The 25871-nt window shown below is 53.5% G+C and carries 18 protein-coding genes; 9 read left to right on the top strand and 9 right to left on the bottom strand.

All coding sequences use genetic code 11. The features are described from left to right. Positions 1–24 precede the first annotated feature (24 nt). The 4 genes from ACYVC2_RS18905 to ACYVC2_RS18890 all read right to left on the bottom strand — a co-directional run bounded on the left by ACYVC2_RS18905 (position 25) and on the right by ACYVC2_RS18890 (position 8562). Entirely contained in the window at positions 25–3522 is a 3498-nt protein-coding gene (locus ACYVC2_RS18905) for a TonB-dependent receptor (RefSeq protein WP_461104572.1), read from the bottom strand. A 181-nt stretch (positions 3523–3703) separates the two neighbouring features. After that, complete coding sequence (locus tag ACYVC2_RS18900) at positions 3704–4957, bottom strand: FecR family protein (RefSeq protein ID WP_461104570.1); 1254 nt, start codon at positions 4955–4957, stop codon at positions 3704–3706. Between the two features lie 162 nt (positions 4958–5119). Continuing rightward, entirely contained in the window at positions 5120–5722 is a 603-nt protein-coding gene (locus ACYVC2_RS18895) for an RNA polymerase sigma-70 factor (RefSeq protein ID WP_461104568.1), read from the bottom strand. Between the two features lie 278 nt (positions 5723–6000). Continuing rightward, positions 6001–8562 (bottom strand): AfsR/SARP family transcriptional regulator, encoded by a 2562-nt coding sequence (locus tag ACYVC2_RS18890; protein ID WP_461104566.1) that lies wholly within the window; start codon positions 8560–8562, stop codon positions 6001–6003. Positions 8563–8856: 294 nt separating this feature from the next. On the opposite strand from ACYVC2_RS18890, the gene ACYVC2_RS18885 reads away from it, so the two are divergent. Both ACYVC2_RS18885 and ACYVC2_RS18880 read left to right on the top strand, forming a co-directional pair. Then, the gene (locus tag ACYVC2_RS18885; protein WP_461104564.1) at positions 8857–9966 is read left to right on the top strand and encodes a sensor histidine kinase; all 1110 of its coding nucleotides are present in this window, start codon (positions 8857–8859) and stop codon (positions 9964–9966) included. After that, complete coding sequence (locus ACYVC2_RS18880) at positions 9963–10721, top strand: LytR/AlgR family response regulator transcription factor (protein WP_461104562.1); 759 nt, start codon at positions 9963–9965, stop codon at positions 10719–10721. The genes ACYVC2_RS18885 and ACYVC2_RS18880 overlap by 4 nt, the downstream gene beginning before the upstream one ends. A 37-nt stretch (positions 10722–10758) precedes the next feature. Here ACYVC2_RS18880 and ACYVC2_RS18875 read toward each other — a convergent pair whose 3' ends face one another. Next, complete coding sequence (locus ACYVC2_RS18875; protein ID WP_461104560.1) at positions 10759–11307, bottom strand: anthrone oxygenase family protein; 549 nt, start codon at positions 11305–11307, stop codon at positions 10759–10761. A 215-nt stretch (positions 11308–11522) separates the two neighbouring features. Here ACYVC2_RS18875 and ACYVC2_RS18870 point away from each other — a divergent pair, with 215 nt between their 5' ends. Both ACYVC2_RS18870 and ACYVC2_RS18865 read left to right on the top strand, forming a co-directional pair. Next, the gene (locus ACYVC2_RS18870; RefSeq protein WP_461104558.1) at positions 11523–12473 is read left to right on the top strand and encodes a helix-turn-helix transcriptional regulator; all 951 of its coding nucleotides are present in this window, start codon (positions 11523–11525) and stop codon (positions 12471–12473) included. Between the two features lie 99 nt (positions 12474–12572). Then, positions 12573–13688, top strand: a complete 1116-nt coding sequence (locus ACYVC2_RS18865; RefSeq protein ID WP_461104556.1) for an AI-2E family transporter — start codon at positions 12573–12575, stop codon at positions 13686–13688. Positions 13689–13775: 87 nt separating this feature from the next. Here the strand turns inward: ACYVC2_RS18865 and ACYVC2_RS18860 are convergent, their stop codons facing one another. Together ACYVC2_RS18860 and ACYVC2_RS18855 are read right to left on the bottom strand one after the other, a co-directional pair. Beyond that, positions 13776–14498 carry a LytR/AlgR family response regulator transcription factor gene (locus ACYVC2_RS18860; RefSeq protein ID WP_461104554.1) on the bottom strand — a complete coding sequence of 241 codons (723 nt, stop codon included), beginning with the start codon at positions 14496–14498 and terminating at the stop codon, positions 13776–13778. Next, complete coding sequence (locus ACYVC2_RS18855) at positions 14495–15652, bottom strand: sensor histidine kinase (protein ID WP_461104552.1); 1158 nt, start codon at positions 15650–15652, stop codon at positions 14495–14497. Before ACYVC2_RS18855 ends, ACYVC2_RS18860 begins: the two co-directional genes overlap by 4 nt. 306 nt (positions 15653–15958) lie before the next feature. Here ACYVC2_RS18855 and bshB1 point away from each other — a divergent pair, with 306 nt between their 5' ends. After that, on the top strand, positions 15959–16678 hold the full coding sequence (gene bshB1, locus ACYVC2_RS18850; RefSeq protein ID WP_461104550.1) for a bacillithiol biosynthesis deacetylase BshB1: 720 nt from the start codon (positions 15959–15961) through the stop codon (positions 16676–16678). Positions 16679–16682: 4 nt separating this feature from the next. On the opposite strand, the gene ACYVC2_RS18845 is transcribed toward bshB1, so the two are convergent. Beyond that, on the bottom strand, positions 16683–17072 hold the full coding sequence (locus ACYVC2_RS18845) for a hypothetical protein (protein WP_461104548.1): 390 nt from the start codon (positions 17070–17072) through the stop codon (positions 16683–16685). 264 nt (positions 17073–17336) lie between these two features. Further along, a complete protein-coding gene (locus ACYVC2_RS18840; RefSeq protein ID WP_461104546.1) occupies positions 17337–20510 on the bottom strand; it encodes a two-component regulator propeller domain-containing protein in 3174 nt (1057 codons plus the stop codon). A 204-nt stretch (positions 20511–20714) separates the two neighbouring features. Between ACYVC2_RS18840 and ACYVC2_RS18835 the strand changes: the two genes are divergently transcribed. The 4 genes from ACYVC2_RS18835 (at position 20715) to ACYVC2_RS18820 (ending at position 25866) form a co-directional block, all read left to right on the top strand. Next, positions 20715–21470: a sensor histidine kinase gene (locus ACYVC2_RS18835; protein WP_461104544.1), complete on the top strand. Its 756-nt coding sequence runs from the start codon at positions 20715–20717 to the stop codon at positions 21468–21470. Then, positions 21467–22207: a LytR/AlgR family response regulator transcription factor gene (locus ACYVC2_RS18830; protein ID WP_461104542.1), complete on the top strand. Its 741-nt coding sequence runs from the start codon at positions 21467–21469 to the stop codon at positions 22205–22207. The genes ACYVC2_RS18835 and ACYVC2_RS18830 overlap by 4 nt, the downstream gene beginning before the upstream one ends. A 71-nt stretch (positions 22208–22278) precedes the next feature. Continuing rightward, on the top strand, positions 22279–23058 hold the full coding sequence (locus ACYVC2_RS18825; RefSeq protein ID WP_461104540.1) for a hypothetical protein: 780 nt from the start codon (positions 22279–22281) through the stop codon (positions 23056–23058). 60 nt (positions 23059–23118) lie between these two features. Then, a complete protein-coding gene (locus ACYVC2_RS18820) occupies positions 23119–25866 on the top strand; it encodes a VWA domain-containing protein (protein WP_461104538.1) in 2748 nt (915 codons plus the stop codon). The last annotated feature ends 5 nt before the right edge of the window (positions 25867–25871 follow it).

The raw sequence follows: 25871 nt of genomic DNA, 5'->3' as shown, positions 1-25871 counted from the left end.
GATTCTGATGAGATAAACCGGTCGTTACAGGCCGAGTCGTAAGCCCAGGGTATAGGTTCTCGGGTTCGGGATAACCCCCATTTCCAGCCCCTGCGTGATGGCGTTCGTACCGTTAGACACCTCCGGATCATAGCCGGGGTATTTGGTGATCGTGAACAGGTTCTGGCCGCTTACGTACACTTCGAGGCTCCGGATTTTTGCCTTGCTCAGCAGCTGATCAGGAATCCGGTACGTCAGCGAGAGGTTCTTAAGCTTGGTGTAGCTGCCATTGTAGACATAGCGGCTACTGTTGTTAAAGTTCTTGCTTGTGTTGCTGAACGCCGGGTTATCGGTCTGGTTCTGCGCGGTCCAGATGTTCAGCGCTTCGGTAGTCGTCGCGTTCCGCTGATCGCCCAGGCCACCCCATAGATACGCCAGCGTCTGCGAATAAATCTGATTGCCGTGCGTGCCCTGGAACATAAAGCTCAGGGTGAAATTGCCGTAATTGATGTCGTTGATAAACCCAAACGAGTACTTCGGCGTACCATTGCCGATAGGTACCCGGTCGGCTGCCGTATAGGTATGATCGCCATTGACGTCCACGTATTTGGCATCGCCGGGCTTCATGCCAAACTGAGCCGCCTGATCGGCTTCGCTCGTTTTCCAGGTGCCCAGAAACTGATAGCCGAAAAATTCGCCCAATGGCCGACCCACGCGCAGAATCGAGGCATTGTTCAGCGCCGAACCGACTCCGTTGACAATGACGTTATCCAGCCCGCCCAGGTCCAGCACCTTGTTACGGTTGAACGAGATATTGAAGTTAGTGGTCCACCGCAGCTTGCCCGCGGCAACCGGCGTACCGCCCAGCGAGAACTCAAGTCCTTTGTTTTCGACGCTGCCGATGTTCCGCAGGTAGTCGCCACCGCCCAGGTAGAACGGTGCCTGGTAGCTGTACAGCAGGTTCGAAATGTTTTTGTAGTACGCATCGGCCGTGAACCGGATGCGTCCGTTCAGAAACGACGCATCGATACCGGCGTCGTACTGCGAGGTGGTTTCCCATTTCAGGCTGTTCGACACGGGAGCCCCCAGGGGCGTTGCCACGCTGGGCGTCGAGCCGTCGAAGTAATAAGCCGGCTGGCTACCGCCGGTGGTGATCTGCGCAATGGTGGCGTAGGCACCCACCGCCTGGTTGCCGGTCTGCCCATAGCTGGCGCGGACTTTCAGATCCGAAAACAGTTTGGAGTTCTGCAGAAACGATTCCCGGGCGATATTCCAGCCCAGGGCGAGCGATGGGAACGTACTATATTTTTGGGTCAGGTGCGACGAGCCATCGACCCGGACGCTGGCCGTGAGCAGGTATTTGTCCTTGAAGGCGTAGTTCACCCGACCCATGTACGACTGTAACGCATCGGCTCCGTAGCCCGACGAGGTCTGCTGGCTGGCCCCTAAACTCAGGTTGTAATACCCCAGCGCATAGGTCGACAGGCTGTTCGAGCGGGCCGTTACCGACATACCCTGTCCCTGCTGTTGCTCATACAGCGCCGTTACGGTCAGGGCGTGATCGCCATAATTCCCTTTGTAGGTCAGGAAGTTACTATTCTGAAAATTCCAGTTTCGGGAGGCACTCACCTGGGCGTATAATACCCCGTTGCCTGTACCGGGCCCGAACAGTGCCTGGCTGAACGGCGACGAAATCTGATAGGTCGTGTTGGTCGTAAACGTAAGTCCTTTCACGATTTCGTAGGTCAGGATACCGGTTCCGGCCAGGTTGGTGTTCCGGCTGTCGTCCATCTGACTCGTGGCCCGCGCCACCGGATTGTACTGGATCGACGCATACGGTGCCGTGTAAATGAATTGCCCCGTGGCCGGATCACGAACCGGCGAAGTGGGGTCCCATTCGGTCGCCTGCGTAAAGGGATCGGTCAGGTCGCCGGAGTAGTTGGTGTTCCGGTTTTGTGGCAATACGGCGGCTACGTTGAACTTCAGGTTGATCCGGTTGTTGATCTTGGCGTCGATGTTGGCCCGCAACGTGGCCCGCTTGTAATACTGATTCAGAATCAGACCGGGCTGGTCGAGGTAATTGGCCGAAACCAGATACCGGAAGGCCGCCGAACCACCCGACACGTCGAGCTGATAGTTCTGAATGAGGGGTTCCTGATGAAGCTCCCGTTGCCAGTCGGTACCTCCGCTGGCTTTCAGCGCCTGGAGCCGGTCGTCGGAAAAGGCCGCCGGGTTACCGGTCGAGGTAAACTGGGTGTTGACCGTACGGGCAAAATCGTAGGCGTTCATCAGCGGCAGTTCTTTGGGGATACTGGCTTTGCTGAACCAGGTGCTGAAATTGACTTTGGCTTTGCCTTCCTGCCCCGATCGGGTGGTGATCAGCACGACCCCGTTCGACCCACGAGACCCGTAAATAGCTGTTGCAGAAGCATCTTTCAGAATCTCCAGCGATTCGATGTCGTTCGGATTCAACGATTCGATGTTTCCGCCAATGAATCCATCAATGACGTACAGCGGCTCATTCGAACCCGTAATGGAGTTGGCGCCCCGGATACGTACGTTCAGTCCGCGACCGGGCTGGCCGCTGCTACTGGCCACAACCACCCCCGACGTGGTGCCCTGCAAGGCCTGTTCCACCCGCACGAGCGGCCGCTTGGCAATTTCCTTCGCCGTTACGGTACTGGTTGCGCCAGTTACGTCGCTTTTGCGCTGTTCACCGTAGCCAACGACGACCACTTCCTGCAGGCCGCGTTCGCTGGCTTTTAAAGTAACGTTCAGGGTCGTCAGATCGCCGAGCTGGATTTCCTGACTTTCGTAGCCCACGAAACTAAATACCAGCGTGGCGGTTTTGTCGGCCACGTCGAGCTGATACTGACCCCGGGTATCGGTCGTAGTGCCACGCTGTGTGCCTTTCACGACAATGCTTACACCAGGCAACACCTCTCCTTTCTCGTCGGTGACCTTGCCCGTGATCGGAACCAGCACGTTTTTGAAGGTCTGAATTTTATCGGCCAGCACTTCTGTCACGCGCTTCTGAAGGTCTACTCTCGAATCGGCCGTTACACCCGCCCGGGCCTCGGCTGTCGGAAAGGACGTTGACTTTGTGGATGTATCCAGCCCGCTTTCTTCCTTCTTTTTAATGACAATGGTTTTACTGATAATGGAGTAGCTCAGGGGCTGATTCCTGAACAGTTCGGTCAATACGGTTTCCAGAGTCGCGTTTTTCAGATGTATAGACACCTTATTGCTCCTGGCCAGCAGATCTGTTTGGAGAAAGAACGAGTAGCCGCTCTGTTTTTCAATCTTATCCAGCACTTTTTCCAGCGGGGCATTTCGTTCGTTGATCGAGATACGCTGACTGTAGCCCGCTGCATAAATGTGCAGGCAGGCTGTCAGAAACAGTATGCTGGTAATATTGAGTCGCATAATCCATTTTCGTTTCATTTCCGGACTGATTGCCAGCCACCGGAAATGCCGCACTTTACTCATTTGCGCCCACGGCTCCGCCAGGCACAGCCGTAGGTAAAAAGTAGAGTATTCCATACTTTTGTAAGGGTTTGGGAGTTAATAAACGTTTCTACGCCAATTGATTCGTTGCTGTTCGGCCTGCCTGCAGGCGGGATATCCCAGATTTCAGGCCGGAAGTGCTCGCAACACGTTCCGGCTTTTTTTATTGGGATCATCCGTGGCTGGTCCGGGCCTGGCCCGTCCTGGCCGGTGTCGGTCATGATCGTACGGTAATTTTTCGTCCTTCGATTTTAAAGTTGACTCCGCTCAATTGTAGAATCTGGAAAACCTGGGTCAGCGGAACATCCCGTGAAATTTTCCCCCGGAACTTGGTATCGGGAATTTTGCCCTGAAAGCCTACCTCGACGTCGTACCAGCGGGCAATCTGCCGCATAATCGTTGGTAGGTCGGTATCTTTAAACTGAAACTGGCCGTTCTTCCAGGCGACGGCTTCCTCAATGTCCACTTTCCTGACCAGGTTTATTTTCGAGCTGCCTCCCGAGGTCAGTTGTGCCTGCTCGCCGGGTTTGAGAATCAAGGCAGATACCAGCTTGCCGTTCGGATGCGCCGAAGCAGCGGGAAGCGCTTTTATAACCTTTACTTTACCCTCCAGCAAAGTAGTTTTTGTACTGGTTTCGTCTGTATAGCTATTGACATTAAAGTGTGTCCCCAGCACCTCGACTACCTGGCCGGTCGAATGAACCCGAAACGGCAGGCTTGTTCGGGCCGCGCTCGTTGCATGTGTAATTTCAAAATACGCTTCGCCCCGTAGCTCGACTTTGCGCTCCCGGCTGCTGAACTTCGTAGGATACCGCAACGACGAGGCAGCATTTAACCACACTCGGCTCCCATCGGGGAGCACCACCCGAAATTTCCCCCCACGCGGTGTCGTGATCGTGTTGTAAACGAAGGCTTGTTTGTCAGATGCGACAGCCGCCGTGCCGGCATGATTATATACGAGCTGGCCGTCTGCCGTTTTGGTGATAACGATATCCGCCTGCCGGGCAATTTCGCCGTTTGTGGCCTCATCCAGAACGATCTGCGACGCGTCGGCTAATGTCAGAATGGCTTTATTGCTGCCGGGTGCAATCTCGATTGGCCGTTGGGCTATCCGTCGGGTAGGTTCCGCCTTATAGTATCGCTGGTAGATCAGTAAGCCCGAAACCAGTAACACCAGTGCAGCGGCACCATATCTTATTAAACGATGACCTATATACGTCAACTTTCCGGTTTTATCAAATCCTGACTCGGTTGCGATCCGGTCCCAGGCGTCAGTTTTTCCCGCTGCCACGAATTGTTCCAGCTCGGCATTAAGTCTGCCTTCGTCGGTTAGCTTCTTAAAAAGTGCCCGGTTCCGATCATTCTGCCTGATCCAGTTGTCGAGCTCTTCCTGCTCCGAACGGCTCAACTCGCCCCTAAGATGTCTGGCAATCAGCTCCGCCTGCCTGAAATAGCCGCTAAAGTCTTCCATAGTGCTGCTTTACACTATAGAGACACCCGACTGGGGAAATAGGATAAAGAAGATAAAGATTTTAATGAATTATTTTTTCCGTTCAAGAAAAAGAGCTTAAAACCACATGATAAGCGATTGATTTTCATGTGGTTCAGGGATTGCGAGCTTTAGCCCGCTTTTTTAGTGGTTTAGAAGCGGGCTAAAGCTCGCAATCCCGGCTGCGATACCTGAACAAGCCAGCAGAATCATGAAGAGCTCCGGCGAAAGCCTGAGTTTGAGCAGCTCAAGCGCCCGATATTTCTGTTTCTTGACGGTGTTGACCGACATGCCCAGTTCATCGGCAATCTCCTGGTTGCGTTTGCCTTCCAGATAGCTCATGACAGAAATCTGCCGGTAGGTTTCGGGCAACGCTTCGATGGCCGAGTGAATCTCGGCCATCACTTCCGAAGAGATGATCGCGTCCATGATGGTGGCTTCTTCGGGCTCGTTGGTTCCCTGCTGGAGCCGGTAGGCATCGATCACTTTCTCGTGGCGGATGGCATTGAGGCTGGCGTTGCGAACGGTCGTGTACAGGTAATTTTTTATCGCAATTTTATTGGCCAGGATCGACTCCCGCTCCTGCCAGTATTTGATGAACGCATCCTGGGTAATATCCTGCGCCTGGGCCTGATCGTGGACAAGCTGAAGCGAGAAATAAACCAGTCGATCGTAAAATTCTTTAAAGAGGCTATCCAACCCCAGCAAATCGGACGGTTCTGCTGGGTTACTACCTGTTGAATACATCTTCCTGATTACACCCATGGTAGGAAGTATTAATGTAAAAGACAAAACACGCCAGCGAGTGCCGTATACTGAGTGGATCGGCTTTTTTTAAGGTTTGCACGGTCAAACCTTGCTGCCCTGCCTCGACGACAACCGCTGACAATCTCCTGTTCTTGAAAGCAACCGGGTGCGAATTAAAGAGGTAACCCCTAAAAAAATCTTAATAATTGCTTAATATGTAAGAAAACCTAGGTTTTTTAGAAAATAAGATAGAAAATACAGAAAACAATCCGGCCTACTTAATCGAGTATCGCCGAAAAGGGTTGGCGGTAATCTTCCCCGTAGAGGTTTTTGTAATCCCGAACAAATTTTTCGAATGCGTTTTTAGCGAGCGTATGTTTGCCCATCAGCACTAGCGCCCGGCACCTGAGCATAATCGCTTCTTCGTTGACGGGGTCGTAGTCAAAAATGAAGCTGGTAATCTGAATCAGGAATTCAGGGTCCTGCCCGATATCCATCTGATGCGCAAACTGCAGAAACGTGTTGATCAGCGTATTAGAGATATCCCCTTTAAAATCGTCGAGCCAGGGGTACTCGGTATTCGCCAGAAACGAGCCCCGACCGGTGATGTCGCCCAATTCGGCGATGGCCTGCTTCGATAGAACTGCCTTGTGGCTGATGATGGTTATGTAGCGTTCATAATCGACGTAAATAGGGTCGAAATCGAAGGTGATTTTCCAGTAACCCGAGTCTTTTGAGAGCGAGCAGGGGCCTAGTTTTTCCAGGATACTTCGCAGCTTGGTGATGTTGACAGACCGGTTATTGCCCGCATCGCGCCCGGATTTATCGGGCCACAAAATCTCATTTAGCTTTTCCGACGGAACCCCCCGCTGTTTGCCGATGCTGTTGAGCGTCAGTACTAGAAAAAGCTCTTTCAATAAAGGTGTAAAGGCTCTGGTAATATCGGCTCCCGCACCGTCGACCACCTGGAAATTCCCAAATAAATAAACGCGGGATCTGGGTGTAACCGGAGAAGCGGGTTCGGGCTGGACGAGGGCGGTGACGGGCGGGTCCAGCGGGCTCTGTCGGGATGCGGGCTCCAGCGGCAAAACGGGTTCCTGCGGCCGACTCCGCCAGCGTCGGACATAAAGTAGCGCCAGAAACGCAACGAAAAAAGCCACCAGTGCCCACAGCCAATACCTCCGATCCGGCTGCGTTTGTGGTGCGTTCGGCGACGTTATAACATTCGGGGGAAAGGAAATGGTATACAGCTTCACGTCGGTGGTGGCCGCTTTTTCGTTCCGGTATAGCGTAACGGCAAGCAGTTGATGACTGGCCGGGCAAAAATAAAGATCGGCGTAAGCATGCGTATCGTGAAACTGGTAGGGAATTACGCTGCCGAGCAACTCATAGCTCGGCTTGGACAACGACCCACGGATTAGCTGCAGCCGGGACCGAAACTGCTGATTTGGAAAAATAAGGCCGTAAAATCGATTGGCTTTTGTATCGATCACCAGCGAATTACCGAAGGCGAAATCGGTCTTCGGCACAGGTAACTCATAGAGCTTCGTGAAGGTATTTGTCCGGGCCTCGTACCGCAGCAGGTCATACGAGCTTTTAGGATTCAGCATTTGTTCGCCCGTCAGGCTCCCGTATCCGCCAAGGATATACGCCGTATCGGCGCTGGCCGTTGTTCCCAGCGCGGCCAGGTAGCGTGGCGAAAACAGGGTTCCTTTCGTTGGAAGGCTATCCCAGGTCTGCGTCCTGAAATGGTATCGGTGAATCCGGTTTTTATAGGTCAGTTGTCCATACCCACCCAGCATGTAGAGTGCCGAATCGAAGCCCGCAACGAATTTGTTGGCCTGCCAGTATTCTGTAGCAATGGTGTATTTGGGCCTCAGCGACTCTTTTTTCCAGCGGTGAGAGTCGGTATCATACACCGCAACGGCTTTCTGATCTACGTACACGTTATAAAGCCGGTGCAGCCCTGGGTTGTACACCGCCTGGTTACCCGGCAGGCCATTTGGCAGTACATTTTTTTGCGGGAGAGCTTCTTGCTGCCGATTTCGGACCGAATACCGATACAGGGCTTCTGTACCGACGATGTAGAGCCGTTCAGTTGTCGGGTCGAAGGCGACACTGGCATTTCCCTTTACAGTAAATTGCTCGGCCAGTTTCCAGTCTGTATGCAATGCCTGAATCCAGACCGGATTTTTCACCGAAGCGATCTGTCCGTGCAGTTGATCCGTCGCCGTCAGCCCGTTGACTTCGTTTAAAGGCCAATAATACTTCCGCTCCCCATTTTCCGACAGCTCGACATCTTTTAGATTCATAGGCGGCAAATCTTTCGATTTGAACGTCTTGAAATCGTTTCCGCCAAAAAAGATATTGAAACAGCCTCTTTCCGTAAACGGAACCTTATCCTGAACGACCAGCTTATTATTTGCGTAGACCTGGAGTTTCTGCTGAGTCAGGTCGATTTGTACCCGGAACCGGGTCCATCGGTAAAATAGCTGAGTGGAATCAAGAGAGATCGTAGCGGCCGAAAATCGTTCGCCGATGATCAGTTTGAAGCGCCGGGTTTTCTGGTCGTAGAGCAGATCGAGGTTCTGCCCCTCATCCTGAATAATCCGGAAGATGTAGCCAAAATACGTTTCGTAGTTGGGGGCCAGCGACACATCGAAGGCTATTTCGACTTGTCCCCTGAAGCAGAATGGCTTCTCCGGACTTAGGGTTAAGGACGTACGGTTATCCTGAATTTCTTCCTGCCCTCTGAAGCGCAACCCATACGATTGGGCATTGAGGGTAACGGATGTGGCCAGGAGCCCCATTACCAGATAAAAGCATAAGCGCAGTATCACGCTGTTTTTGAAAGCTAAAGGGTTTGAGGACGTCGTTGGTCGTCCCGATCAGAACACGATTCGCTGACTGCTGACAGTCAGCATAGCATATGGGCTCCACCTGCCACGGTCAGATCAACTCCTCGAAGTTACCCAAAATTCATCGGATGCCAAACGGCAGCTGGCTTTCCCGTCAGCAAGGGCGCTCTTCGGGTCAAATCCGTTGCTCATCGGTCTAAATCCCGGGCTCGTCGGCTTGGGTTTGGCATATCCATTCCTTAACCGCAACTTTATACTTTCATGTCAGGATAGACCATGACCAACCCCCTCACGTCCAGGCAACGCTGGCAGCTGGCGCTTCAGCTACAGGTCCTTTATGGCCCTTTGCTGCTCTACGTCAACCTACCCGAGAAAGCCCGTACCCTGGACAGCTTACTGCACATCATACCGATTGTCATTCCGTTAAGTCTGATCTCGCTGGTGCTGTATTTTGGGGGAATCAGCCTGACCGACCGGATTCAGTCGCGGCTGTTCGATCGGTTCGGCGTCGATTTTCTACTGGGCTTCCGCTGGTCGTCGGTGCTGGCTACGTTTCTGATTTCGGTTACCCTGTCGCTGCTGTATTGCCTGATTTTTCAGCAGGTTATCCATCTGCTTATTTTTGTGTTGTTTCAGCTCTGGCCGAATCTGCAGCCTAAGTCGGGCAGACCGCCCTTTGCGCCCGAGCTATTCGAGTATTTTCAACGGGTCAACAACGGCTTTTCTGTGGTGGTCATGTTGTCGGCTTTTTACCTGACCATCATCGCCCGCTCGTATTTACACCTCAAAGACGTTCAGCTACGGGCCGAACGCGTGGAAAAAGAAGCCGCCCTGAGCCAGTTTGCCGCCCTTAAAGATCAGATCAGCCCGCACTTTCTGTTCAACAGCCTGAGCATTCTTACCTCGATGATTCATGAGGACGCGATGCTGTCGGAGCAGTACGTCAAGCAGTTGGCCAAAGTGTACCGGTATATTCTGGAACAGCGGGACCAGGATACCGTTCCGCTCAAAACGGAACTGGATTTTATAAAAGCCTATACGTTTCTGCTGCAGATTCGCTTCGAAAACAAATTCGAGGTCGTCCTAACCATTTCGCCCGAGGTCCAGTTGCAGTACTGTATTGCTCCATTGTCGCTACAGCTCCTGATCGAGAACGCCGTCAAGCACAACCGCATGTCGGTTCGGGAGCCGTTGCAGATACAAATCCAGATTCAGGATGATTATCTCTGGGTAGCCAATCCGCTGCAACCCCGCGATCAGCCCGAACCATCGACGGGCATCGGCTTGCAGAATATCCTTCACCGGTACCAGCTACTGACCGACCGACCGGTGTTGTACGGGGAGCAGGCTGGCCAGTTTATTGTAAAACTCCCCCTGCTATCATGACCGTTATTCTGATCGAAGACGAGAACCGCAACGCCCGCCAGCTGGAGCGCCTGTTGAAGACGTATGATCCCACGATTCAGATTCTAGCCCAGCTCCCGTCGGTCCGGGAAACGATCGACTGGTTTAAAGCCCATCCCCTGCCTGACCTGGCTTTTATGGATATTCATCTGGAAGATGGGCTGGTTTTCCAGGTTTTTGACGCACTACCGCTTTCGCTGCCCGTCATTTTCACCACGGCTTACGACGAGTATATGCTGAAAGCCTTCAGAGTGAACAGCATCGACTACCTCCTCAAACCGATTGAGTACGACGAACTGGTAGCGGCCATGGATAAGTTCAGGACCATTCGCAGCCAGTCTGGAACCCCGGATGTACAGGCCCTACTCCAGCTGCTACGAAAACCACAGCCGGCCGGGTTTAGGGAACGGTTCATGATCAGCATCGGCACTAAAATTTACAGCGTGGAAGTGGCCGATGTCGCTTATTTTTTCTCGGAGGAAAAAGCCACGTTTTTATTGCCGAAAACCGGAGCGTTCCTGCCCATCGAATACAGCCTCGACCAGTTGGCGGGTATGCTCAATCCAGCCCAGTTTTTTCGGGTCAACCGGCAGATGCTGGTGAATCGATCTTCGATTCAAAGCATGCATGCATACTCAGCCGGCAAGCTGAAACTGGAGTTGCAGCCTCCAGCCCGGGAAGAGGTGTTCGTCAGCATGAGCCGATTGTCGGAGTTTAAAGACTGGCTGGGCCGGTGAAACCATTTGGCCAGCCCAGCGCTGGCAGGGCTACAAATCAGTTATTCCGATTATCGAACGGCCGAAGAATAGCCGTAGCGAATAGCCCGAAACCCGTCAGCGAGGCCACTACCCGAATGACATTGAACCATTGCCAGCGATCGCGAAGCGCCGTCCAATTGGCCGGAGCCGTCGCCGAGGTCCAGGTAATCACCTGATTGTTGATGGGCACTTCAACCGCCACAGTGATTCCCAACGCCAGCACGATAAGGCCGATTGAGCCAAGCAGCAAATAAAAAGCGGTCGATTTTTTGGCCGGAAAAAGCCAGGCCACTACCGCCAGAGACGCGACACAGGTCATGGATAAAAGCCGCATGGGAACCGCCAGATTAGCCACGACGACCCGGGCGATATGCGCCAGTTCGTCGACGCTGAAAACCTGGTAAGAACGGCTCAGCGCCAGCCAGACGCCCCAAAAGACTCCGACCACCAGCAGGAGCAAAAGCAGGGCGACGAACTGAACCCGTTTTCCGATCGCGGTTGCTAACCCAACCGGCCCACCGCCAATACTGGCAATTTGTTTATGATCTGTTACGCGTGTACTCATGGAACAATCGAATTACTAATCAATGATCATCCGCAAAGTTCATGAGTCGTTCCAGAATAAAATATCTCTGTCAGGCCAAGGAATAGTCGTAAACGGTATCTTTGATTAATTTGATGACTGAAGTTGATGTGACACTGGCTTAGGTCGGCAGATCAGGATGGCCGGGCTCGATAGTGTTACTTTTCTTCCGACCATCCCATCGGCACTACAGGCGTATGGACTTATTGAACCGATTAGCGAACTTACTGGGTGGCCAAATTGATCAGGGGGTACTTACCCTACCGCCAACCGCCGGTCAGGGATCGATTCGTACCTACGATTTAGGCCCCAACCTGACCATGCTGATCGTGCAATGTGCGCTAACCAACGATCTGGCCTTCAGGCGAAAAGCGTCTGATCAAGACAGCGACAGGGTCATCTTCAGCTTTCGCCAGGTTTTCAGCCCCTTGCACGAACCGGTCGGACGTGCCCCTATTGGTGGCCAGAGGGCTAACCAGTTGCCTTCTGTACAGGTCACTTCAGGTACGCTTGAAGTCGATCTCTATTTCCCGGCCAGAATCCCAATCAACACCATTCTGCTTATCACCCCGGTAGAGGTGCTGCGCAGTTTGCTCCACCAGCCGTCGGCTCATCCGCTCCTGCAGGGGATTCTTGCTCAGGATCACCCCTACGTGTATGAGGAGTTGATCTCGCCCGGTATTCAGCAGGTGGCGGCCCAGCTCGTTGGTGCGTTAGTGCCCCAGCCACTGCACGATTTTTACCTGAAAATCAAAGCTCAGGAGTTGATCTGCCTGTTTTTTGTCGAATTACTCAAGCGTCAGGGCACCGTCAGTTACTCCCTGAACGGGGCAGATATCAGACGGATGTATCTGCTGCGGGACAGGCTCCTTTCAGACCTGAGCCAGCCCCCCGAACTACCGGCCCTGGCCACCCTGGTTGGCATGAGTGAAAGTAAGATGAAACGTCTGTTCAGGCAGATTTTCGGGAGCAGCATCTACCAGTATTACCAGACTTTCCGGATGCGGGAAGCGGCTTATCTGATCCGGGAGCAGAAACTGTCGATCTCGGAGACCGGCCTGCAGCTGGGGTTTACAAACCTGAGTCATTTCACCCGGATTTTTGAAAAGCACATGGGTCAGAAGCCCAAAAAATACTCGGTTCATTAAGCCCGGATGACGAGTCGAACCCACAAAGATCGGCCGATTGAACAAAACCGGTCTGGTCCGGTTGAGTACGCAGTCACCTATGTTATTTCTTCTGACTGTATGCCATCCGACTCTACACGCCCTCATTATCATCAATTTTCGCACTCGTTGCTGGCTTTGGCCATTCTGGCTACGGCCATTTATTTAGGCCAGGATATCCTGGTTCCGCTGGCCCTGTCGGGGCTGGTTGCCGTACTGCTGCGTCCCATCGAAAACCGGCTCATCGGCTGGGGTGTACACAAAGTAATTGCCATTAGTCTGGCGCTGCTGGTAGCCCTAATCGTGGTTGGTGGCCTGATGGCGCTGCTATCGATGCAGCTATCAGATTTTGCGGAAGATGTTCCGAAAATTCGCCAGAACCTGACCGACTTCTTCGGGAAAGTACAAACCTGGGTCAGGCGGGAATATAATATCAGCTACCGGCAGCAGGAAAAATACATTGAGAAAGCCCGCGCCCAGACGCTCGATACCCTGCAGAGTCCCAGCACACTAGGGGTTATTACGGGACCGCTCGGCACCCTGACGCTGATACCCATCTATATTTTTCTGCTGCTCTATTACCGAACCATGTTGCTCCACTTTATCGTCGTTCTGTTTGCCGAGAAACACACCGACCGGGTGCGGGAAGTCCTGAGCGAAGTAAAGGGGGTGATCCAGAGTTACATGGTCGGACTGCTGATCGAAACGGCTTGCGTGGCTGCGCTGAACTCCATCGGGCTGATTATTCTGAACGTGCAGTACGCGATTTTGCTGGGCGTCATGGCCGCTATTCTCAACCTGATTCCGTACATCGGCGGGCTGGTGGCTACGGCCCTGACGGTGCTGGTAACGTTCAGCAACAATCCCGAAGTATCGGTTATTCTGGGCGTTGTGGGTATTTTTCTGCTGGTGCAGTTTATCGACAACAACGTACTGGTGCCGATGATCGTGGCCTCGAAGGTGCGGGTCAATGCGCTGGTTTCCATTGTGGGTGTGCTGGTGGGCGGTGCACTGGCGGGCGTATCGGGCATGTTTCTGTCCATTCCGGCCATTGCCATCCTGAAAGTGATTTTCGACCGGGTCGAAAGTCTACGCCCCTGGGGCGTTCTGCTGGGCGATCAAACTCCGGAAGAAGCAGGCAGCAATCTGTTCCGCTTACCTAAACGTCGGCGAAAAATCGTCCAGGCCGAAGCCTGAGGAGCATAGGGGGAAGGGGTTGGGGCATAGGAGCACCGCTATCACCCACCCTATGCCCCAACCCCTTCCCCCTATGCTCCTCACCCCTCACCGGGTAAATCGTTTGAAAAAGTCTTCCTCGTAGCTGGCGCCGATGGGGATTTCCTGCCCGGCCACCAGCACGGTTTTATTCCGGATCGCTTCCAGGCGGCTTACGGGGATGATGTACGACCGGTGTACCCGCATGAAACCCTCACCCTGCTCGTCGGTTTCGGCCAGCTTTTGCAGCATCGATTTCATGGTCATCCGGGTTACGACGGGCTTGCTGTTCTGTAGGTGAATTTTCAGGTAATCGTCCAGTCCTTCGATGAACAGAATATCGGCCAGCGCGATTTTATGCAGCCGGTAATCGGCGCGGATATATACATACGTCGGTTTGGCAGAACCCGGAGCGTGCAGAAAAGCATGATACTCCGACGCCCGGTTGACGGCCTGCAGAAAACGCTCGAACGTAAACGGTTTAAGCAGGTAATCGACGGCGCTCAGGTTGAAGCCTTCCACGGCATGTTCGGCGTACGCGGTCGTGAAAATCACCATCGTTTTACCCAACTCGGCCGACGAACTGACCATCCTGTAAAAATCGATGCCCGATACGGCCGGCATATTGATATCCAGAAACAAGAGATCGACCGGAAATTCCGCCAGATGACCCAGCGCCTGATCGGTTCGCGAAAACGTCTTCTGCAAATCGATAAAGTCGACCTGTTCACAAAAACGGGTGATGACGCGCAGGGCAGGCGGTTCGTCATCGATGGCAATGGCTCGAATCATGAGAGGGTCAGGAATAAATCGACGGTAAAATCGGCTGGATTGTCGGCGATTGTCAGCCGATGCCGATCTGGGTACAACAACCGCAATCGGGCTTTTGTGTTGGTCAGGCCGATGCCACTCCCTGCCGTGTGCGGGCTCTGGCTCACGTGTACTTTTTTGTTGAACACCCGACAGTGCAATTCGTTTTCGTGCACTGAAATGTCGATATCGATCACCGAGTCTTCCTGCGGATTGACCCCGTATTTGAAGGCATTTTCGATAAACGAGATCAGAATGAGCGGGGCAATCTGACTACCGTTCGCATGGCCCGAGCTAGTAAACGTGAGCTGCACCGTGTCGCCCAGCCGCAAGCGTTGCAGGGCTACGTAATGCCCGATATACGCCAGCTCTTTCGGTAACGACACCCGCTCTTCGTGCGTTTCGTTCGTGATGTAGCGCAAAAAAGCCGAGAGCTCGATGATGGCCTGGGGAGTATGTTCCGACTGCTCGATGGCCAGCGAATAAATGCTGTTAAGCGTATTGAACAGAAAATGCGGATTGATCTGCGCTTTTAGGTACGAGAGTTCCGTCTGAAGTTTTTCTTGCTCCGTTTCCCGCAGCCGGTCGTTGATCCGCAGCATGAGCGACAGGAGAAAGCTCAGCGCAAACAGAAAAAACGTCTGGCTCACTTCGACCGGGAAACCAGCCTGTTCGCGCCCTGGGCGGGGAGCGCCGGGCGGCTCATCCGGAAAAACGGGTTGCCCGCGCCTGTTCGGCGGCTCCGGCGGAGGTTGGGGTCTGCGAAAAAAGGAAGGCGCAATGTCGTTGGAACGCTGCCGATGAGGGTCATGAACCGCAGGGTCCTCGTCTGGCAGCGGCAAGCCACGCTGGTTGATTTCGACCAGCAGACCTTGTATGATCAGAAACGACCCGACAACGCTGAAGGCGTAGATTGCATACTTTTTCGGGAAAAACAGTTGTGGAATCAACCCGTAATAATTGGCGTAGAAGAACCCGATGGTGAGCAGATACGAAGCAAGATTACGCTGTTCGTGTGCGTTGTAGGGCAATTCGTCCAGCTTTGAAAAGCCGCCAGAAGTCAGGAAATAAGGCAGCGCCAGAAAAGCCAGTCCACCAAGTACATGAATGAGAATCCGCAACGATCGACTTTGCATGGGCGAAGCGATAAAACGGCCGAAAGTTCAGAACTTTCGGCAACTTATCAGCGGGTCGAATGACCTTTTTACCGGCAAATCCGGGACTTTTACCGCATACTGAATCGGTCGGCGCTGCCCTGCACCGGGCCGAAGTTCAGTTGAATCGGTTAGTCGCTCCGGTTAAGTAACTCAGGCTTTGGGCAGCCGAAAACTCTCTGGACGTCAGAAACTCTGCTTTTTCCGGAACAAATCCCTTCGCCGATTGATTAGTTGATTGTCTGCTGCGACATTAACCTCTGCTCAGCCATTCATCTACTCAGTCCAATGACAGTTGACGTGTTGGCCATTGCGGCCCATCCCGATGATATTGAAATGACTTGCTCCGGCACCATTCTTTCGCTGGTGGCCCAAGGCAAAACCGTTGCCGGTGTCGATCTGACCCGCGGAGAACTCGGCACCCGGGGCACTCCGGAAATCCGGGCGCAGGAAGCCGCCGAAGGCACCCGGATCATGAAACTGGCAGCCCGCGAAAACCTGGGCTTCCGCGATGGTTTTTTCCGCAACGATGAGGAACACCAGCTGGCGCTGATTCCGCTGATCCGGCAGTATCGGCCCCAAATCGTGCTGACCAACACCCCCGACGATCGCCATCCCGACCACGGGCGGGCCGCTCAGCTGGTGGTCGATGCCTGTTTTTATTCGGGGCTGCGGCAAATAAAAACCGTTGGCAAAGACGGTCAGCCGCAGGAAGCACACCGGCCCATCTACGTTTATCACTTCATTCAGGACCGGTCGCTCAAACCCGATTTCGTGGTCGACGTGACACCTTACTGGAACCAGAAGCTCGAAGCCATCAAAGCGTACAAAAGTCAGTTTTTCGATCCCAACAGCACCGAGCCGCAAAGTTATATTTCGGGAGAAGCGTTTGTGAAATTCCTCGAATCGCGCACCCGCGAACATGGTCACATGATCGGGGCCGAATTTGGCGAGGGTTTTATCAGCAAGCGAATGCTGGGGGTCCAGGATTTATTCGCGCTGGTTTAACCAGTCAGTAACCCAGCGGGACCCGGGATTCGGTCGAGGATGGCTCGAAGAAACCGGCCTTCAGCATAAACGGCAGCGCAACCGCCAAACCCAGTATCAAAACGACCCAGCCAAGCCGGACGAGCTTTTTTACGTGCCGATCGAGAAAATGAACGATGGGTTGGTCGCCGTTGCCAAGTTTATACTGCGCCAGGATAAATCCCTTCAATGCGATCGGGACCAGCGTTAGAATGACCATAAAAATCAGTCCGAAGACGGCGTAAGGTCCTACTTTCTGCCAGAAAAGGCTCGTTACACCGCCGGGTATGATCAGGTCGCCGACAACGCCGATCAGCACGAAAATCATCGCAATGACCACCAAAAGCCAGTAATATGGTTTCAGGTTCAGCAGCATCGCCAGATTGGCTTAGACAGGGCAGGAATAGCGTACGATCTGGGCGCGAACGCCCCATACAGAAGCACCCATCGCATCCGGCGTATGCTTTTCGGGCTTGTCAATCGGTTCATGTGGTCGTGTATTCAACCAAGGGTTGGTGCTGAACGCCACAAAATTGATTGATCGTCACCCTGGCCAATAGCCCGAATGAACAACTGGATGCTTTGGATGAATAATGGGTAAGTCTCGCTAAATAAACGGCAAATAGGAGACCCTATTGCGCTATTGATTAATAAAAGGTAACCGAATGAGCACCCTTGTACCCGTAGCTGCCTGCTCATCGTCGTATTTATCGATAATTGTAACGCCTGCCGACTGACCGCTTCGCTGCCCAATCAGTTGGAGCCGGTCTTCGGTCACCTGCAACCCAACGCTTCGGTGGCTGGAAACCTGTTTTTTGAGTACCTGCGCCCGCTGTCGCCCGACACCGTTATCGTCGACGGTGCAGTTCAGATGGTCGGCTTTCCGGTCGATACGCACCTGAATCCAGCCCTTGCTTTGCTTGTGTGCCATGCCGTGCAGAATCGCATTTTCGATATACGGCTGAATGATCATGGGTGGAATCAGGGTGTTGTCCAGGGTTAAATCCGGATCGGTCGTTACGGAAAAGTCGAACAGGTTATCGAAGCGCAGTTGCTCCAGTTCCAGATAAAGGCTGAGTTGTTCCAGTTCGCTGGTCAGCGTCACCCATTCCTGCCGCGAGTTGTCCAATATCAATCGCATCAACCGCGCAAACTTGACCAGGTACTTATCGGCGTTGTCACCGTCGTTCTGCAGCACGAACAACCGAATGGCATTCAGCGAGTTATACAAGAAATGAGGGTTCATCTGCGAGCGGAGTGCCTTCATTTCCGACGCAGCGATCCGCTCGCGCAGCTCACTTTTTTCGCGCTGCTGACTGGCCAGTTGTTTTTCGCGCCAGCGAACTACGTAGCCCACCAGGGCCAGCAGAGCCAGCAGCGACCCAATCCGGAACCACCAGGTTTGCCAGAATGGGGCCTGAATGGTGATCGGCAACCGGTAGCCCGTTCGGTTCCAGACGCCGTCGTTGTTGGATGCCATGACGTGCAGCACATAATCGCCGGGTGGAACATTCGTGTAGCTGGCGAAGGCCCGATTCCCGTTTTGGTTCCAGGCATCGTCGAAACCTTCCAGCCAGTAAGCGTACTGATTATCAGCCGGGCTATCGTAATTCAGGGCCGCCATCTCGAAGGTAAACATGTTCTGCGTGTGGCGCAGGACTAAGCTGGGCAGGATCGCCTGTGGATTGGGGAACAACTCCTGTGTATTGACCCGAAACGAGGTTATATACACGGGCGGCACCGCCCGGTTCAGGCGAATCTGTCGCGGGTTTGTATACACCAATCCACGCATGGCTCCAAAATACAGCCGTCCCGTTGAATCCTGCGCGACAGCCGCCGATTCGAATTCGGAGGATGCGCCACCGTCTGTTTCATCGAAAACCGTGATCCGAAACCGGCGAATATCCAGGCAGGCCAGCCCCTGACTAGTACTCAGCCAGAGTGTATCGCCCACCATTCGTAGCGCCGAGATATCGTCGTGCGGCAAGCCATGCCGGGTCGTAAAAACCCGGAATTTACCGGTTTTCTGATCCAGGCAGGCCAGCCCGTTGTCGGTACTCAGCCACATTCGCCCGAACCGGTCCTCGGCAAAATCAGTCACTCCTTCGTCGGGTAAGCTCTGCGGATCATCGTCGTGTTCATACTGTGCCAGTAACCGAAGATCGGGGCTGATTTTGTAGACGGGTCCGAACCCACCGGCCCACAAATTATGCTGCCGGTCGAAATACAGGATATTATAATTTTTCCCCGGCAGTTTCCGAATGCGCGCATCGTTGAGCTGGTGACTAAACCGGTCCGTGCGCGGATCGTAAATGCAGATCTTTTCACTGGTGCCGATAAATAGCCGTCCGTCGGGCGCGTTGATCACTTTAAATACCTGATTCCCAACAATCGACTTATGCCAGACGGCGCTCCCGTCTGATTTCGCAGCTGAATCGTCGGGCATGGCCAGCACCGGAATGTGTTCCATTCGCCCCGTGGCCGGGTCCATCCGGTTGAGGCCCGTTGGCGTGCCCGTCCAGACCCGCCCGCGGGCGTCGGTCACGACCGTGTAGGTATGGTTGTTGTCTAAGCTTTGCGGGTCGTTGGGGTTGTGCCGATAGGTCCGGTAGGTACTGGTATTCGGGTTTACGTGTACCAGCCCATCGCGGGTAGCGAGCCAGAGTGAGTTGGTCCGCTCTACGTGGAGCGCTCCTACATCGAACCCCCGGGAGTTGACGGGCTGGTAATTGATCTCATCGAACAGCGAATGAAGCTTATTGACCGTTGGATTGAACCAGCAGACACCTGCATCGTCGGTGGCCACCCACACCACCCCCGACCGATCCTCGAACAACGCACTGACGGAGTTGGAAACCAGGCTGCGGGCGTTGTTTTCGTTGTTCAGGTAGCTGACGAACTGTCGGGTTGCGGGATTATATCGATGCAGCCCACCCCCGTTGATGCCCACCCAAAGCTCGCCCGAGCGAGTGAATAGAAAGGAAGAAACCGGCTGATCGACAGCCAGTTGTAGGGACTCCAAACGGTTGGTGCGGGGATTCAGGCTAACGATTTTACCGGAGTTTGTTCCGACCAGCACTTCGCCCGTTTTGGGGTTTCGGGCCAGCGCCGTGATGTAATTATCGGGCAATGATTCCGGTTGTACCGGATCATGTTGAAAAGACCGGATCTGTCTGGTCGCCAGGTCATACGCAAACAGCCCACCCTGCGTACCGATCCAAAGGGTTTGTCCATCGCTCAGCATGCGCCGAACTGATCTGACGGCCGACAACGAGGACTTTCTGGCGGGTAAAGGAATTTGTCCTGTTTTTCCGGTGCTGGGCTCGAACGTTACGATGCCTCCGCGCGTGCTTAGCCAGAGCTGCCCATCCGGACCTTCGGCTATATGGCGGATAAAGTTGCAGCCCGGTCCCAGCTTCGTAAACGAGAACCTTCGGAAGGTCCGGGTAGCGGGCTCGAACCGGTTCAGACCTTCTTGGGTACCAGCCCAGAGCGTACCGTTGCGGCTGGTAAACACCGTGCGCATCAGGCGATGCGACAGCGAACGGGGGTTGCCGGGTTCGCGGGTAAAAGTCAGGCAACGAACACCGTCGAAGCGGTTCAGCCCGTTTACGGTAGCGATCCAGATAAACCCGGCTTTATCCTGCGCAAAAGCCGTACTGAAATTTGTTGCCAGCCCCTGTCGCAACGTCAGGCGTTGAAACGCAATGGTCGGAGCCTGAGCCCGGCCCGGTTGCCCACTGGCACCCAGCATAGACAGTAGCAACAGCGTTTGCCACCAGTGCGCCCTTCCTGTTACCTCGCCGTTACTCACGCTCTTTATTCATATGGCTCGACCGACCCGTTCGACTTGCCTGCCCGAAGGAACAGGACTGTTGTACGATCGAAAGTTAGTTAGTGAAAATCAGATTATTTACGCAGGCAACCAGTTATTCGGTCAAACCTACCCGTTATCAATTCCAGTTATTTTTCAATCAAAATTCATTGTTGCTTTGGCTGTCAATTACTTAGCTATCCTGTGGCACGTGAGAAGAAAATTGTTTCGGGTTTCGTTCGCCGGCGGTCGTTGAAAAACGAACTGGCTTACCGACAAACGCAGCAGCAGTTGCTCGACAGTAGCCGCCGGATTGCCGAAGCGAAATTACTGGCCCTCCGCATTCAGATGAATCCGCACTTTGTGTATAACAGTCTGAACTCGATCAATTACTTTATTTTGCGCAACGAAGCCGAACGGGCCTCGCTCTATCTGACCAAATTTTCGAAATTGATGCGGCAAATCATTCTGAACACAGCGACCGAATGGGTATCGCTGCGGGATGAGCTGAAAGCTATGCAGGTTTACGTAGAGCTGGAGCAGTTGCGAAGCGACAATGGATTCGATATACTCCTGACTGTCAGCGACTCCCTGAACCCCGATAGCGTCTGCATCCCTCCGCTGGTCATGTACGCCTACGTCGAGAATGCCATCCGCCACGGGTTATTGCAGCAGCACGTCGACAAGCCCCTGCTACGGATCAATTGCTTTCAGCAGAATGATTATGTATCGATTCAGATCGTCGACAACGGCATTGGGCGGGCGGCTTCCATTCGGGCTCAGCTCAATGGGCTGACGGCCCATAAATCGTATGGACACAAAATTACGTCGCAACGGCTCCAGCTTGTCAACGAGATTTATGACGTCGATGCGCGCATCGACTTTAGGGATTTAACCACCGACACAGGCGCTTCGGTCGGCACCTGCGTTACCTTCACGATGAAACTCAAACAACCATGACAGCGCTCATTATCGACGATGAAAAACACTGCCGCGACGTGCTGACCCTGCTGCTGAAGCGCTATTGCCCAACGGTTCAGATTTTAGCCACCTGCGCCAACGGCACCGAAGGGCAGACCGCCATTGAAACGCTTCACCCGGACCTGGTTTTCCTGGATATTGAAATGCCGGGCATGAGCGGTTTCGATATGCTGGAAGCATGCCATTACAGTGACTTTCGGGTCATTTTCACTACCGCTTTCAATGAATACGCGATCAAAGCCATCCGGCACAACGCCCTGGACTACATCCTGAAGCCAGTCGATAAAGATGAGCTGGTGCAGGCCGTGGCCAAAGCTCAGCAGGAACTGGCCACGCAGATGCCCACGCAGATCGAGCAGTTTTTGGGCTATTTGCAGAGCCAGCGGGCGGGCGGGCGCATCGCGCTCCCGACGATGGAGGGACTACAGATCATTCACAGCGAAGAAATTTACTACTGCGAATCGGACGGCGGCTACACGCGCTTTGCGCTCAAAAACGGTCATATCATCCTGATTTCCAAAACCCTTAAGGAAGTCGAAGAAGTCCTGGAGACAAAAGGCTTCTGCCGGGTCCATCACAGTTACCTGATCAACTTACGGTATGTGCAGCGCTACATCCGGGGCGACGGGGGCGAGGTAGTCATGGCCAACAACAAAACTCTACCCGTTTCGCGCAACAAAAAACAGGAGTTTCTGAGTATGCTTGAGAAAATCTGATCGTCCGCTTTAACGTTTCCTACTCCCCCATGCCGTTGTCTGTGCGTGCATTGCCTCTCCTCTTTTTACTTATGCTGTTTGCTTGCCATCGCTCCGACTTATCGACCAGTCCCGTAACCGATCCGGCGCAACTGGTTGTAAACATCGTTGTCCAGCGCCACCTCTTCACCGATGGTCATGTCAACAACTCCATTCAGGCTTACCTGAAAGACGCGAAGGGTCGATCCATAGCGAACCCGGCCATTCAGGTAAAAGCCAATGGACAGAAGTTACGGCTCAACAATGGCTCTTCGAATTACTACGGCGCTTTCCCTTATTACGAGTTGATCTCGTCGGGCAGCGCCATTGCGGGCAATACAACTTATACCTTCACGGTGGTGCTCACCGACGGGAGCGAATACGAAATGGGCCAAATCGAAACGCAGCCCGAACTGGCTACCGACCAGTTTCCGCTGCCAGCAGCCCATGTACGCAGCCAGCCTCTGGGGTTGCGGTGGCGCGGAATTGAACCCGGCAATCGCCTGTCTACACTCTGGAAACGCTGGCAGCACGAAACATCAAAAAGCGAACTGCTGGTCAGCAAAATCAACGAAACCAAAGACCGGTGGGGATATCTCCACGAAGAAACTGGCAGCACCGACCAAGCCGATTACCTCACCCTCAACGTGAGTACGGGCAACGGCTCCTACACCATTCCACGCACTTATTTCGAAGGTCCGCAGCGCCGGTTTACGGCCCTTGGTATGCTGCTTACCTCAACTAAACGTACAGACCTTTCGCAGCCGTTTCGGGAAGGAAGCAGCCTCACCAGCGAGCGCGTCGTGCATTACCGAATTGACATGGTCGATTAGGTTCATTTTCTAAAATGCTGATTTATAGCAATTTACCCGTAGCTTATCTATCCTCCAGCCATGCAAACGTCTTTCTTACTTTTTCTGGGGCTGGCTCCCCTTTTTGCTTCGGGCTATTATTTTCGGGAAACGGTCCGGGAAACACCCCAGCAGGCGCTGAATCAGTATGTAGCGTTCCTGAACCATTCGGTCGATGATGTAACCCGGCGCTTTCATCAGCTTCAGACGTACCAGGCCGACAGGCGATCGTATCCGGCCCGGCCGGGGTCGGCTCTTACCCTGTCGTCGTCGGGTCCGCTGGAAACGTATTATTACCAGAAAGCCCTGGCCGCCGAAGCACTGACGGACGCCGAACGAGCTCGTCTGAAGACCGGTGCTCAGGCGCTCTGGAATATATTGACCAGAATCGATCAAACCTTCAAAGCCCTGGAAACCTACAACCGGCTAAAGGACTACGAGCAGGATCACTTCCGGAAAGCCGATGGCTGGATACTGGAGTTGCAGGCCCTGTTCGACCAGTTTAATCAGGACAGCCAGCCATTCTACAAACAACTTCAGCGTATCTACCACCGGTATCAACCTTATTCGCCATCGGACGCTCACTTGTTTACGGAGAACGAAATGGTGCAGGCGCTGACGGATCAGCAGACGGTACTGGATACGCTGCGCCAGTATCTGGATGAAACGGGAGCCGTTAACTGGCCCGTTGAACTCATTCAACGCAGCATCCGGTCCGATGAAAAAACACTGGCTACCTTTGGGAAGGCGAAACCACACATCGGCTATCCGGCCGATGCGATGCTTGACTCGTTCCGGAATGCGCTCCGGTCCATTCAGGAACTGAAGAAGCAGGCCATCGACGATTATACCTTTTCCGCCCGGAAATCCGCCCGGCACAACAACGCATTCTACGAGTCGTTCCTGAATCATTACAACAACGACCTGATCAGCTGGTATCAGCAGTTTGTCCAGTATAGTCTTTCGAGTATACAACTGCTGGACCATCCAAAATACTCACCGGTTTTTTCGATTGCTCCGCCTGTCTTACCGACTGGACCAACCAGCGCTACACCCCATTTTGCGGATAGCTCTCCCACATCGTTTACCCTGAAGCGAGCTACGGCGCCAGCGAGTCCGGCTACGTTTCAGGCGCTGAACGGTTATGTCGATTTCATAAACGAGTCATTACGGCAGATGAACACGTTGCAGGGGCTGCTCCGCCAATATCAGTCGTCGGTCGCTTCGTTCCGTAACGCAGTCCGAAACGGTCGACGCGGTAGCCTGACCTACGTGCACGACGAGTATAAAGTACCGCTATCGGAACACCAGCTTCTGATCCTGCATAGCCAGGCTATTCCGCAACCCTACCGTGCCTCCATCAGCGGGCAGGCCGATGTGCTGCTGGCCATACTGAAAGAAATGGACGCGCTCAGCATCGAGCTTATTGCTTATACGAGTGAAAAGCACTACGAGCAGGATGATTTACAGCGCTCCGACGCGATTTTGACTCGGTATGCTTACCTGTTCGACACCTTCGACCGGAAGAAAGAGCGCCTTTACGAGGATGTCCGGCGCATCCAGGAAAGCTATCCGGTCAGTCAGCCGACGGATTCGTGGGTTGTAGCTGGAAAAGCCCTGTTGAGCATGATCGACCTCGATAAAGAAGTGCTGTTCGGTGTGAAAGCCTATTTAAAGCAGGAAACGACTACATTACCCGCCACAGAGCCACTGAAAACGGCAGCCAGAAAGTTAATTATCGATGAGTATGAGAACCTGAAAGGCCTCAAGCGCCTGGGGCGCAGTAACGGTTTGTGTCCTTATTCGCCCTACGAAGACCTGGCCGACCATTCAATCAACCTGGCAGAGATGGTGCCGAAAGTACCGGCCCGTTCTTCCCGTGAACCATACGAGTCATTTTATTATTCATTCAAGGAGCTCGTATACCAGTACAACAAATTCAGTGAGCTGGCCAGGGAGCAGGTGCTAAAAACAATTGACGAGCCCAACGTCTTCACTTTCCGGCGCTCATCGCCATTGCCTTCCCAGTCATCGAAAGCCGAAAAAGCCAGTTCCACAATTACTCATGAACCTACCGCTACGCTCGCTGTCGAACCCAGTGCATTGACTAAGCCATTCACTACGACAGCTCCGGCCCATAAAACGGCTATCCAACACGACACGGTTTTCATCGATCGAACAAAAGTGGATACCGTGTACGTAACCAAGTCATCCGATCAATCTGAAGGAGCGCTATCGTTGACCGGATTCCCGGCTAATAACCTGGTTTTGCTACTGGATGTATCCGCGTCGATGGATTCGCCCGCCAAGCTACCCCTTCTCAAAAAATCGATCAACTCCCTGCTAACGCTGCTACGACCTGAAGATCAGATTTCGGTTGTGATCTACTCAGGAAAAGCCCGTGTAGCTCTCAAACCAACATCAGGTATGCAGACAGCCGAGATTGCCCGCATAATCGGGCAGCTCCAACCTGCCGGCGATACCGACGGGAACAGAGGTATTCAGCTGGCCTATAAACTGGCCGATAAAGCATACATCCGGGCGGGCAACAACCGGATTATCCTGGCTACGGACGGCGAGTTTCCAATCAGCGACGACGTTTATCGGCTGGTTCAGCAAGCCAGTGAACAGGCTATTTACCTGACCATTTTTACCTTCAGTCGGAAAGAGATGAATAGCGAGAAGCTAAAACGGTTAGCTCAGTTAGGCAAAGGCACCTACGCCCACATCACAGCCGAAAATGCCGACCGGCAACTCATCCTGGAAGCGCAGGCGAAAAAAATGCCGTAAAATTT

The sequence above is a fragment of the Spirosoma koreense genome (assembly GCF_054777875.1).
The sequence above is the reverse complement of the archived record's forward strand: the minus strand, read 5'-3'. Positions and strand labels throughout refer to the sequence as shown.